Below are 12,450 nucleotides of genomic sequence, written 5' to 3'. Positions count from 1 at the left end.
TGAAGTATAATCTTTTTAATTAGCTGGTTACGACTTTAATTACATTACGTACGGATTCGGCAGATTTATCCAGCGCCGCTTTTTCTTCGGGAAGCAGTTCCAGTTCAAATACTTTCTCAATGCCGTTGCCGCCAAGAAGCGTCGGAACACCCATGAACAGGTTGTCATAGCCGTATTCGCCTTGGAGCAAAGCAATGGAAGGAAGAATGCGCTTCTTGTCTTTAAGAATCGCTTCTGTCATTTGCACAAGTGAGGCCGCAGGCGCATAGTAAGCCGAACCGTTGCCAAGCAGATTGACGATTTCGCCGCCGCCGGTGCGCGTACGCTTCACGATGGCTTCGATGCGGTCAGCAGGAATCAGCTTCTCGATCGGAATACCGCCAACGTTGGAGTAACGAATGAGAGGTACCATATCATCGCCGTGACCGCCAAGCACAAAGCCGCGGACATCTTCAACCGACACGTTCAGCTCTTGTGCGATGAATGTGCAGTAACGTGCTGTATCCAGAACACCGGATTGACCGATAACGCGGTTTTTAGGGAAACCGAGTGTCTCGAAAGCAACATAAGTCATTGCATCTACCGGATTGCTGAGGATAATAACGATCGATTCCGGGCTTGTTCTTTTGACGTTTTCGCAAACGGATTTTACAATGCCGGCGTTCGTAGTCACGAGGTCGTCACGGCTCATCCCCGGCTTACGAGCAATTCCTGCAGTAATGATGACGATATCGGAGTTGCTCGAATCGTCATAGTTGGAAGTACCGATGATGTTAGCGTCAAATCCTTGTACCGGAGAAGCCTCCAGCATGTCCAGCGCTTTTCCTTTTGTCGGGTTCTCAAGCTGGGGAATGTCCAACAATACCACGTCACCAAGTTCTTTTTGAGCCAGCATTAGCGCCGTAGTTGCACCTGTGAAACCAGCGCCTACAACCGTAATCTTTTTGCGTTGAATCGCCATGATTTGGTTGCCTCCCGAAATTATATTGTTGATGGGTTCATATCCTCGGACAAGCTTTCGCCGTTCAAAGGATATAAAACCCAATTTACTCCTTTAGAAAGGGATCAAGGTGCAATCGATTTAGAAGTTTTTGATGATCTCATCCGCAAACGCCGAGCATTTCACTTCGGTTGCGCCTTCCATCAAACGTGCAAAGTCGTAAGTTACCGTTTTATTATTGATCGCGGTTTCCATACCTTTGTAGATCAGTTCAGCCGCTTCCAGCCAACCCAGATGCTCAAGCATCATAACGCCGGACAGAATAACGGAGCCTGGATTAACTACATCGAGACCTGCATATTTAGGAGCCGTACCGTGAGTTGCTTCGAAAATGGCATGGCCGGTCACATAGTTGATGTTCGCTCCAGGAGCGATACCGATTCCGCCTACTTGAGCCGCCAATGCATCGGACAGGTAATCGCCGTTCAGGTTCAGTGTGGCGATGACGTCAAAATCAGTCGGACGAGTCAGTACTTGCTGCAGAGCGATATCCGCAATCGCATCTTTGATGATGATTTTACCGGCGGCTTCCGCATCTTTTTGCGCTTTGTTTGCTGCTTCTGTGCCTTGCTCTTCTTTAATTTTATCGTACTGCGCCCATGTGAAGGTTTTGTCGCCAAACTCTTGTTCAGCAAGCTCATAACCCCAGTTTTTGAACGCACCCTCCGTAAATTTCATGATGTTACCTTTGTGAACTAAGGTTACGCTCTTGCGGTTATGCCGGATCGCATATTCGATTGCCGCACGAATCAGACGCTTGGAACCTTCGGAAGATACAGGCTTGATACCGATGCCGGACGTTTCCGGGAAGCGGATCTTTTTCACGCCCATTTCGTTTTGCAGGAACGCAATGACTTTTTTCACTTCTTCCGAGCCTGAAGCCCATTCGATCCCTGCGTAGATATCCTCTGTGTTCTCACGGAAAATAACCATGTCCACGAGCTCAGGACGTTTCACAGGGGAAGGTACACCGTTGAAGTAGCGAACCGGGCGGGAACATACATACAGATCCAACTCTTGGCGAAGAGCTACGTTCAGGGAGCGGATACCGCCGCCGATCGGAGTAGTCAAAGGCCCTTTGATGGCAACAATGTATTCACGAATAGCAGTAAGTGTATCGGCCGGCAGCCAGTTGTTAAATTTATTGAAAGCTTTCTCTCCGGCAAACACTTCATACCACGCGATTTTTTTCTCGCCTTTGTACGCTTTTTCTACCGCTGCGTCCAACACGCGTTGGGCTGCCGCCCAGATGTCCGGACCGGTACCGTCGCCTTCGATGAAAGGAATAATCGGATTGTTCGGAACGTTCAATTGACCGTTCGTGATCGTGATACGCTCGCCTTCTGTCGGTTGCGCATATTGTTCAAATTGTACCATAGATATATAAACCTCCTCGTAAAATTGGAGCCAGTTTGCACTGACCCGAGAATTAGGGATACCCTCAAAAATATACGGGAGCCGCGGCGCTTGTCTCAAGCCTTACTATGAAAGCCGAGGTAAAAAAGACGCCGCAGCAGCCCGTTTAGGTATCAAGCAAAAATTTCAATCTCCGATCATTAGCGCTTCTCGATCGGAACAAAGACTTGATGCAAAGGACCCGTGTATTCAGCACGTGGACGGATCAGACGATTATTATCATACTGCTCCAGAATGTGAGCTGTCCAGCCGGAAGTACGGCTGATCGCAAAAATTGGGGTAAACAGGTCGCGCGGGATTTCCAGTGAAGTATACACCGATGCGGAGTAGAAGTCCACATTTGGTTTCAGGCCTTTTTGACCGGTAACCAATTCCTCGATTTGAATGGACATGTTATACCAGTTCAAATTGCCTGTAATTTTACCCAATTCCTGAGACATCTTCTGAAGATGCTTCGCGCGCGGGTCGCCATTTTTATATACGCGGTGGCCAAAGCCCATGACCTTTTCCTTGTTAGCCAGCTTCTCATTGATATAGTTTGCAACGTTATCAACCGTACCGATTTCCTCCAGCATCGCCATAACCGCCTCGTTTGCTCCGCCGTGCAGAGGTCCCTTGAGCGCTCCGATCGCAGAAGTAACGCCGGAATAAATATCGGAGAGCGTGGCAACGGTAACACGAGCCGCAAAAGTGGAGGCATTCAGCTCGTGATCAGCGTGGAGAACAAGAGCTTTGTCCAATGCTTCAACAGCAATTTTTTCAGGATTTTTGCCGGTTAGCATATATAAGAAATTCTCGGCAATGGAAACGCCAGCCTTCGGAGCGATCGGCTCTTTCCCTTCACGAATACGGGCAAACGCAGCAATAATCGTCGGAATTTGGGCCTGCAGCTTGATCGCTTTACGCAGGTTGGCTTCTTTGCTCATATCATTTGCTTCTTCGTCGTAAAGAGCCAGGCTGGAAACAGCACTGCGCAAAGCAGCCATGGAATTTACATTTTTTGGATATAATTTGATTTGGTCGATGATTTCTGCAGGAATCGCAGCGTTTTCACTTAAATCCTTTAGCAACCGGTCCAGTTCTGAGCGATTAGGCAGCTTGCCATACCATAACAAATATACGACTTCTTCAAATGTTGCATTCTCCGCAAGGTCGTCGATATTATAACCGCGATAGGTGAGCACACCGTCAATGATGGAGCTAACGGAGGAGGTAGTAGCGACAATTCCTTCCAATCCTTTGGTAGCAGTCAAGTTAATCTCTCCTTTTGCGTTCGATTTCACATAAGTCTAATATAAAGGATTTATCTACCGATGTGAACAAATTTGGACATAAAAGTTCATTATCAGCACAATAAACATATGCTATCCCATGGTCATTTCTTGATGAATCGTATAGACTCAAACACTTGATATTATGCTATTTTTGTCTTTCCAATATTCTCATAACGAAGAAAACGGCCCTGTACAAAACATTTCTTAACCGATGTAAACACATTCTTCAAAGTTTTGCAGGCTGGACAAACGATGTTAAAATAAGTTTATCTTTTTCGTTACGCATCAAGTCTTGCTCCGGCAAAACTCTAGGAGGAAAAAGCCATGAACAACAGCCGAAGAATCGGCATCATCGACATCGGTTCCAACTCCATCCGCTTGGCCATCTACGAGCTTCACGAAACCGGGGCCTATCGGGTTATCGGTGAATTCAAGGAATCTGCCCGGCTGAGTCAGCGGATCGGACCTGACGGGGGCCTGCCTCCTGCTGAAATACAAAACATCGTACGCATGCTATCGCATTTCAAACGCATCTGTGATGCCCATGGCGTCACAGACTGCCGCGCTGCTGCCACGGCTGCGATCCGGAACGCTACAAATGCGCGGGAAATTGTCGATGCCCTAACGAAGCAAACCGGCTTTCACATTGAAATCCTGTCCGGAGAGGACGAAGCCCGGCTCGGATTTCTGGGAATGATCCAGACGATGGACATATCGGACGGTTATCTCGTCGATATCGGCGGCGGCAGCACGGAAATCAGCCTATTTCGCGACCGGAAGCTGCTCCGCAGCGTCTCCTTTCCATTCGGCGCCGTAAATACGACCCGCAAGTTTGCACCGGACGGTGAATTCCAGGCAGAACAACTGAACGGTATCCGGCAAATGGTCCAGCGGGCGCTCTCTGCGCATTCCTGGATCAGCCAAAACCCCGGACTTCCGCTTGTCGGGCTTGGGGGCGGGGTTCGAACGCTTAGTAAAATCAACCAACGCAAGCGTAAATATTCACTGCCTATCCCGCATAACTACGTCATATCTCCTGAGGATATGGACGAGCTGGCTCTATGGCTCTCGAACTTGCCCGGAGAGAGGAGAAAAAAAGTCGATGGTCTTTCCAAGGACCGTTACGATATTATCGTGCCGGGTGTCATTATCCTGCAAACGGTCTTTCAGGCAACTGGCGCATTGCAATATGTTGTTAGCGGGGCCGGCCTCCGGGACGGACTCTTTTTCGAGAGCTTCTGTCCTCCGGATACGGGGCATTTGCATATCGCAGAACGCAGTGCGGACCAATTCTTAAGCCTGCATTCTACGGCTCCCCAAGTGCATATTACCCGTGTAAATGAAAACGCGCTGAAGCTTTTTGACGTTTTGGCTCAAACCAAGCTGCTGCAGCTTCACGATTCAAAAATGAGGCTTTGCCTCAGCATTGCATCCAAGCTGTACCGAATCGGCGCCTCCGTGCAATATTACCAATTTCCCAAGCACACGTTTCACATGATCGCTTATACGAGAATCGACGGACTTACCCACCGTGAGCTGCTTTTCTGCGCTCTGATCGCCACATACAAAGCAAAAAACAGAACGCTGCAAGCGGTTCTTCAACACAAGGATATTATCTCGGATTCAGATATCGAGCTCATATGCAAGCTGGGAACCCTGGTTCGTCTCGCCATTGCTCTGGATGCCAGTGAAACGCAGGCCCTTGAACTTGAATCCGTCTCCATCGAAGGCCCTTCATTGAATTTGCGCCTAAAAAGAAAACACGACCCCTCTGCCGAATACAGAGAGGTCGAGGGATTGCAAAAGGAGTTCAAGAAGATTTGGGGTCTTCAGCTTCATTGTCAGGAAACGTCGTTTTCCACGACCTGATGCGCATCGCTTCGAATTGACTCCGCCTCGGGGGAGCATCCTTCAATCGAACGGGCTCATACATGCCGTTCGATTGAAGCTGTCTCGCCTTCACATTGTCCCGCAGGCTTAGCTGCAAAACGTTAATCAACGACTGCACATTCTGTTTATCGAACACAGGACACATCAATTCAATCCGGCGGGTTAAATTCCGCGTCATCCAATCCGCGCTGGCAATATAGACCTCGGGGTCGCCTGCGTTCTCGAAGTAATAAATACGCGAATGCTCAAGAAAACGGTCAACGATGCTGCGCACCGTAATATGTTCGCTTAAGCCGGGAACCCCCGGTCTTAAGCAGCATACTCCCCGAACGATCAAATCGATGCGGACGCCGGCCTGGGACGCCGCATACAGCTCATCGATCATTTGCTGGTTCGAAAGCGAATTCAGCTTCGCAATAATGTGAGCCGGCTTGCCCTCAGCGGCGTTATTCTTCTCCCGTCGGATTTTCTCGAAAAACTTCTCCATCATATCGGTCGGCGCCACGCCGAAAGCTTTCCAATTATGGGGAGCGGAATAACCGGTTACCTCGTTAAACAGTGCGGAAGCATCCTCCCCTATGATTTTATGAGAAGTAAATAATCCCACGTCCGTATAAAGCTTAGCCGTGTTATCATTGTAATTGCCTGTACCCACGTGTACGTACCTCCGAAGTCCGTCCGCTTCCTGACGAACGACCAAGGTGATTTTACAGTGCGTCTTTAACCCTACCAGACCGTATACCACATGACAACCAGCCTGCTCCAGCTTTCTCGCCCACGCGATATTCCGCTCTTCATCAAAGCGCGCCTTCAGTTCCACCACGACCGTCACCTGCTTGCCGGATTCAGCCGCGCGTGCAAGCGCTTGAATAAGCTGGGAATTGCCGCTGACCCTGTACAATGTCATTTTGATCGCGAGGACCTGAGGATCGTAGGCTGCATCGCATATAAAGTCGGTAACGGCATCGAACGACTCGTACGGATGATAGACGAGCACATCCTGCCCGCGAAGCTTGGCAAACAAATCCTCGACATCGTCCAGCTCATGCGGATATACCGGCTTAATCGGAGGATAGCGGAGATGATCGTATCCCTGCACCGAGGCTGCAAGCTTCATGAAATAGGTCAAGTCAAGCGGACCGTCGATTTCAAATATGTATTCCGAAATGATTTCGAATTCGTCAATCAGCTTGTTCAGAGCGTAAGGATGAATCCCTTTTTGAACCTCCAAACGAACAGGATCCCCCCAACGCCGTTTACGCAACTGGTTTTCAATTTCCTCCAGCAGGTCCTCCGCGTCTTCTTCATTGAGCGTAAGATCTGCATTTCGCGTCACCCGAAAGCCGTGTACCGACACCGGAATATAGCCGCTGAACAAGGTCTGGATGTGCTTTTCGATCAAATCTTCCATTTGAATAAATTCATGCTTCTTCCTGTTGGTCCGCCCCGGAACGGCAATGTAACGGCTCAAAATCGAAGGTACCTGAACAATGGCAAAATAAGGTTCCTCCTCCTCGCTATCTCCTTCTTTCATCAAGACCACCGCCAAATAAAGCGCTTGGCTGTGCACCAGCGGAAACGGCCGCGCCTGGTCCACCGCCATCGGAGTCAGCACGGGAAAAACGATCTCGTGATAATATTCGTCCATGGCTTTACGCTGCGTTGCATTCAAATCATCATACCGCGTAAAGATAATGCCTTCTTTGGCTAATTGTCTCATGAGATCCCGATAAGTCTTGTACTGATCCGCGACCATCTTTGCCGTCCGTTTCATGATTCGCTTGAATAATCCGGCAGGAGTGTAGCCCGTAAAATCTTTTTTGGTATGACCCGCTTTCATCTGCTCGATGATCCCCGCTACCCGCACACTCATAAACTCATCCAAATTGGAGGATACGATGGAAAGAAATTTTACCCGCTCCAGCAGCGGCGTCCCCGCGTCCTGCGCTTCTTCAAGCACACGTCTGTTGAATTCAATCCAGCTCAAATCACGATTCAAATAGTTGTTCGACGTTTCACGGACCGTTGTATCTTTCATATTCGCATTATGACCTCCATGAAAATCCACCGTTTTCGCCTGTCCTTTTCTACATTGTTCATCATAATTCGATATTGTTAAGAGATGATGCAGACTTTGTTAATTTTATGTAAATGTCTGAAAAAATAGTCAGGACCTATCTGCGCCAAAAAAAATAAGTATTTCCCCGGTCTGCCATTTTGCGTAATAACGCGTATATCCAACCTTTAAACATTGGACGGCTAAGCGGAAACACGAGAAGAAATCCAAGCACATCCGTCAAAAGACCGGGAGTTAACAGCAGTATTCCTCCGGTAAACACACATATTCCGTCCACAATCGAATCCCCGGGAAGCTGGCCCAGAGAAAGCTGATTCTGTGCCTGCCGCCACACCTTGAGGCCCTCTCTGCGCGCAAGCCATGCGCCCAAAAAACCGGTCACGATCATCAATCCGAAGGTGGGCCAACCGCCAATCAGCTTACCCATTTGAAAAATAACGATCAGCTCCAAAGCCGGAATCACAATCAATGCGATGACAACATAACGTAACATGGACGGATCAGCTCCATTCCTTGATCAGCGCGTATACATCCGGCGCTTCTTTATCGATTCGGACCGGTTTCCAATCGCGGTTCAGCCACACATGCCGGGTGCATCCGCTGACCAGCAGTTCACTTTCCCTGTGAACTTCGCTCTCAAAACGAATACGCAGGTGACTAAACTCTGCAATCCGGGTAAGGATTGTAATCGAATCGTCATAACGGGCCGGCTGATGAAACTTCAGATCCGCTTCAATAACAGGAAGCAGCAGCCCCTTGGCCTCTAAAGTCCGATACGGCATGCCCATCTCCCGGATCATCTCCGTTCGGCCGATTTCAAACCAGTTTAAATAATTGGCGTGATACACGACTCCCATTTGGTCTGTTTCCTGATACCGCACACGTATGTGATGACGAAATGTTTTCATAGTTTATGTTTTCACCTCTCATTCGATAAATGCTCCGATCGAAGCCCATTCAATGAAGAACGGTCCGTGTTTTGAATGAACCTTTTCTTCAACTATCAGAATCGTGACCCTGCCGATCAACTTGTAAAGTCTTATATTATAGAAAAAAGAGCGCACCCGCAAGCGGGTCCGCTCTTTTTGTATGCCCGGGGCATTCTTACAGTACCCGAGCCCGTCCGGAGTAGATGACGCCCACTTCGGGATATATGGAGACTTCTTCATTGTCCTTTAGAATCTCCAGCGCGTTAACTACACCAACGACCACAGGCTTGCCAAGGCTGATACCAACCACGGCTGCATGGGAAGTAATCCCGCCCGTTTCCGTAATGACGGCTGCGGCCTTTTCGAATGCCGGCATATATTCTTTATCTGTCGTAGGAGTGACAAGAATGCACCCTTCGGTTGCTTTGGTGTTCGCCTCTTCCGCACTGCGAGCCGTGATCACTTTTCCGGTAGCGATCTGAGTACCGATTCCTTGTCCCTTGGCAATCATTTCGCCGATTTGATGCACTTTGATCAGGTTTGTCGTTCCGGAACGTCCTACCGGTACGCCCGCCGTGATGATAACCAGATCGCCAAGGCTGACTAAACCGGTTTTGACACTGGCGTCAACCGCATGCTCGAACAATTGATCCGTGGAGGAGCAAGATTCGCCCTTAACCGGCATAACGCCCCAAACGAGAGACAATCGGCGCAATACCCGGTCATCCGGGGTAACGGCAATAATCGGTGCTTTCGGGCGGTATTTGGAAACCATACGTGCCGTATAGCCGCTTTCGGTAGCGGTCAGAATCGCCTTCGCATCAAGGTCCAAAGCGGAGTTGGCAACCGCCTGGCTAATCGCTTCCGTCACCGTGGTTTGCTGAGCATTGCTTTGGCGGATGAAAATTTCACGGTGTTCCAATGCCTGCTCCGCACGCTCCGCAATCCGGGCCATCGTTAGCACAGACTCGACCGGATATTTTCCCGCCGCCGTTTCACCGGACAGCATCACGGCATCGGATCCGTCGAAAATCGCATTGGCTACGTCGCTTGCTTCCGCACGGGTCGGACGCGGATTGCGCTGCATCGAATCCAGCATCATCGTTGCCGTAATGACCGGCTTGCCCACCTGGTTACATTTTTTGATCATGGCTTTTTGTACGATCGGTACATCCTCCGCCGGAATTTCCACACCGAGGTCTCCCCGCGCCACCATAAGTCCGTCGGATACTTCCAGAATCTCATCGAGGTTGTCTACGCCTTCCTGATTTTCAATTTTGGAGATGATCTGAATGTGAGCAGCGTTATGACGCTCCAAAATTTCACGAATTTCCATGACATCGCTCGCTTTACGCACGAAAGAAGCAGCGATGAAATCAACTCCCTGCTGAATACCGAAAATAATATCGTTCGCATCTTTTTCCGTAATCCCCGGCAAATTAATTTTGACGCCGGGTACGTTTACGCCTTTCTTGCTGCCAAGCAATCCGCCATTCTTAATCCGGCAAACGATATCGGTACCGCGAATATCCTCAACACTCAACCCGATTAAGCCGTCATCGATCAGGATCGTGGAACCGATTCTTACATCTTTGTACAAATCCCTGTATGTAATAGACACGCGATCAGCATCGCCGAGCACTTCTTCAGTCGTGAGCGTAATCAGCCGGTCTTGAATCAGTTCGACCTTCTGATCGTCCTTCAGCTTGCCTGTGCGAATCTCCGGACCCTTTGTGTCCAGCAAAATCGCAAGGTTCTTTCCCAGCTCCTGAGAAGCTTTACGGGCATTGGCGATCCGGGCGCCATGTTCTTCGAAATCGCCGTGGGAGAAGTTGAGCCGCGCGACGTTCATTCCCGCGTTGATCAACTTCTTGAACATGTCCAGCGATTCGCTGACCGGTCCGATGGTACAAACAATTTTGGTTTTACGCATGGTTGTGGTTACCCTCCTGAATGGTTGTGAACCGACCGATTTGTCTAAATTTTTTATAACGGTCTTCCATTAATTCTTTCTCTGTCATTTTCATTAACTCCTGCAAGTGCGCCCATAATACTTGTTTTATGGATTCAGCCTGCATGACAACATCCCGATGAGCCCCGCCCTTCGGTTCCGGAATAATCGCGTCAATCACACCGAGCTTTAAAATTTCATCAGCCGTAATCTTCATCGCTTCGGCCGCTTCCATCGATTTCGACGCGTCTTTATATAGAATCGAGGCCGCACCCTCCGGACTGATCACGGAATAGATCGAATTTTCAAGCATAAACACGCGATTGCCGACGCCAAGCGCCAACGCACCTCCGCTGCCGCCTTCACCGATCACCACGCATAAAATCGGCACTCGCATGGACGCCATCTCAAGCAGATTGCGCGCGATGGCTTCACCTTGACCCCGTTCTTCTGCCGCATTCCCTGGATAAGCGCCTTTGGTATCAATAAATGTAATGATGGGCCGGTTGAATTTATTGGCTTGCTTCATCAGACGCAGCGCTTTACGGAATCCTTCCGGGTGAGGACTGCCGAAATGGCGGGCGATATTATCCTTTGTATCCTTGCCCTTCTGGTGTCCGACGACCGTCACGGGAATCCCGTTAAAACGGCCTATTCCGCCAACGATGGCTAAGTCGTCCCCATAAACACGGTCGCCATGAAGCTCAATAAAATCCGTGAATAAGTATTGAATGTAATCGAGCGTCGTAGGACGTTGAGGATGGCGGGCCACCTGCATCTTCTGTTGTGTGGTCATGCTTGAGTACAATTCGGCTTCCAACTGCTGATATCGCTGCTCCAACCGGTCAATTTCGTCCGAGAAATCAATTTTCTTTTCCTCTCCGAATTTGCGCAGCTCATCGATTTTCGCGCGAAGCTCGACAAGCGGCAGCTCAAAAGGCATTTCACTTGCCACTGGCCGTCTCCTCCTTTACCGTATGCATGCTAAGCAGCTTGGTCAGCATGGTCCGCATTTCTTTTCGGTGCGCCACGAAATCGACCTGTCCATGCTTGAGATTGAATTCGGCGGTTTGAAAGTTATCCGGCAGCTTCTGACGAATCGTCTGCTCGATCACCCGGCGTCCTGTAAAGCCGAAAGCCGCTCCCGGTTCAGCAATGATATAATCGCCCAAGGTAGCGAAACTTGCAGACACGCCTCCGAATGTCGGGTCTGTAATAACGGAGATGTACAGTCCCCCCTGCTCATTCAGCTTGGCCAGGGCCGCGCTCGTTTTGGCCATCTGCATCAAGCTGAGAATGCTCTCTTGCATCCGCGCTCCGCCCGACGTCGAGAAAATAATGACCGGCCGCTGTTTGGCAATGGCCTGTTCAATAGCCCTTGTCACTTTTTCTCCCACGACCGAGCCAAGCGAGCCTCCCATAAAATCGAAGCTCATCACCGCTACGATAACCGGGTATCCGCCGATGGTTCCCTCGCCGGTAATCACTGCATCCTGCATCCCCGTAGTTTCAACAGCTTTGTTATATTTGTTCACGTAATCGGGAAAGCCCAGCGGATCTTCCGAGCCCAATTCACTATCGAATTCCGTGAACTCGCCATCGTCCATCGTCATCTGGATGCGCTCAACCGCGTTGAGTTTATAATGATAATCGCACGCGGCACACACCTTCAGGTTCTTGTCCAGTTCCTTGTTATACTGGATGGTCCCGCATCTCGGGCACTTGTTCATCAGTCCTTCGGGAATTTCACGTTTCGGACGCTCCTCGGGAACGTCGATCGCTCCATCAACCGGAGCATTGGGCGCAGGCCTGTCCGCCGATGGAACAGTGGCGTATTTTCTTTTTTTCTGAAATAAATCTTTGAACTGCACGTCTACACCTCACTTGCGAATGATGGACTTGTCCGTGCCCAA

At 49.6% G+C, this 12,450-nt stretch carries 10 protein-coding genes; 1 reads left to right on the top strand and 9 read right to left on the bottom strand.

Annotated features, from left to right (window positions below):
* Window positions 1-19 precede the first annotated feature (19 nt).
* The 3 genes from mdh to citZ form a co-directional block, all read right to left on the bottom strand.
* Entirely contained in the window at window positions 20-961 is a 942-nt protein-coding gene (gene mdh, locus IJ22_RS02370; RefSeq protein WP_054819145.1) for a malate dehydrogenase, read from the bottom strand.
* 120 nt (window positions 962-1,081) lie between these two features.
* On the bottom strand, window positions 1,082-2,377 hold the full coding sequence (gene icd / locus IJ22_RS02365; protein ID WP_062406969.1) for an NADP-dependent isocitrate dehydrogenase: 1,296 nt from the start codon (window positions 2,375-2,377) through the stop codon (window positions 1,082-1,084).
* Window positions 2,378-2,556: 179 nt separating this feature from the next.
* Window positions 2,557-3,669: a citrate synthase gene (citZ, locus tag IJ22_RS02360; protein ID WP_062406967.1), complete on the bottom strand. Its 1,113-nt coding sequence runs from the start codon at window positions 3,667-3,669 to the stop codon at window positions 2,557-2,559.
* A 345-nt stretch (window positions 3,670-4,014) separates the two neighbouring features.
* Here citZ and IJ22_RS02355 point away from each other — a divergent pair, with 345 nt between their 5' ends.
* The gene (locus IJ22_RS02355) at window positions 4,015-5,559 is read left to right on the top strand and encodes a Ppx/GppA phosphatase family protein (protein ID WP_062406965.1); all 1,545 of its coding nucleotides are present in this window, start codon (window positions 4,015-4,017) and stop codon (window positions 5,557-5,559) included.
* Here the strand turns inward: IJ22_RS02355 and IJ22_RS02350 are convergent.
* From IJ22_RS02350 to accD, 6 genes are all read right to left on the bottom strand, one after another.
* A complete protein-coding gene (locus tag IJ22_RS02350; protein WP_062406963.1) occupies window positions 5,501-7,618 on the bottom strand; it encodes an RNA degradosome polyphosphate kinase in 2,118 nt (705 codons plus the stop codon). The two genes, IJ22_RS02355 and IJ22_RS02350, sit on opposite strands and share 59 nt — an antisense overlap.
* Window positions 7,619-7,754: 136 nt before the next feature.
* On the bottom strand, window positions 7,755-8,150 hold the full coding sequence (locus IJ22_RS02345) for an FxsA family protein (protein ID WP_062406962.1): 396 nt from the start codon (window positions 8,148-8,150) through the stop codon (window positions 7,755-7,757).
* Window positions 8,151-8,157: 7 nt separating this feature from the next.
* On the bottom strand, window positions 8,158-8,565 hold the full coding sequence (locus IJ22_RS02340) for an acyl-CoA thioesterase (protein WP_062406960.1): 408 nt from the start codon (window positions 8,563-8,565) through the stop codon (window positions 8,158-8,160).
* 196 nt (window positions 8,566-8,761) lie between these two features.
* Window positions 8,762-10,519, bottom strand: coding sequence for a pyruvate kinase (gene pyk / locus IJ22_RS02335; RefSeq protein ID WP_062406958.1), 1,758 nt, complete (start codon window positions 10,517-10,519; stop codon window positions 8,762-8,764).
* On the bottom strand, window positions 10,512-11,492 hold the full coding sequence (locus IJ22_RS02330) for an acetyl-CoA carboxylase carboxyltransferase subunit alpha (protein WP_062406956.1): 981 nt from the start codon (window positions 11,490-11,492) through the stop codon (window positions 10,512-10,514). The genes pyk and IJ22_RS02330 overlap by 8 nt, the downstream gene beginning before the upstream one ends.
* Window positions 11,482-12,408 (bottom strand): acetyl-CoA carboxylase, carboxyltransferase subunit beta, encoded by a 927-nt coding sequence (gene accD, locus IJ22_RS02325; RefSeq protein ID WP_062406953.1) that lies wholly within the window; start codon window positions 12,406-12,408, stop codon window positions 11,482-11,484. Before accD ends, IJ22_RS02330 begins: the two co-directional genes overlap by 11 nt.
* Between the last annotated feature and the right edge of the window lie 42 nt (window positions 12,409-12,450).

Source organism: Paenibacillus naphthalenovorans, from assembly GCF_001465255.1.
GTDB lineage: Bacteria > Bacillota > Bacilli > Paenibacillales > NBRC-103111 > Paenibacillus_G > Paenibacillus_G naphthalenovorans.
The sequence above is the reverse complement of the archived record's forward strand: the minus strand, read 5'-3'. Positions and strand labels throughout refer to the sequence as shown.

Bases quoted from the DNA above. Each gene is read 5' to 3' on its own strand.
- mdh (WP_054819145.1), bottom strand. From the start codon at position 961: ATGGCGATTCAACGCAAAAAGATTACGGTTGTAGGCGCTGGTTTCACA.
- icd (WP_062406969.1), bottom strand. From the start codon at position 2,377: ATGGTACAATTTGAACAATATGCGCAACCGACAGAAGGCGAGCGTATC.
- IJ22_RS02355 (WP_062406965.1), top strand. From the start codon at position 4,015: ATGAACAACAGCCGAAGAATCGGCATCATCGACATCGGTTCCAACTCC.
- IJ22_RS02350 (WP_062406963.1), bottom strand. From the start codon at position 7,618: ATGAAAGATACAACGGTCCGTGAAACGTCGAACAACTATTTGAATCGT.
- IJ22_RS02345 (WP_062406962.1), bottom strand. From the start codon at position 8,150: ATGTTACGTTATGTTGTCATCGCATTGATTGTGATTCCGGCTTTGGAG.
- IJ22_RS02340 (WP_062406960.1), bottom strand. From the start codon at position 8,565: ATGAAAACATTTCGTCATCACATACGTGTGCGGTATCAGGAAACAGAC.
- pyk (WP_062406958.1), bottom strand. From the start codon at position 10,519: ATGCGTAAAACCAAAATTGTTTGTACCATCGGACCGGTCAGCGAATCG.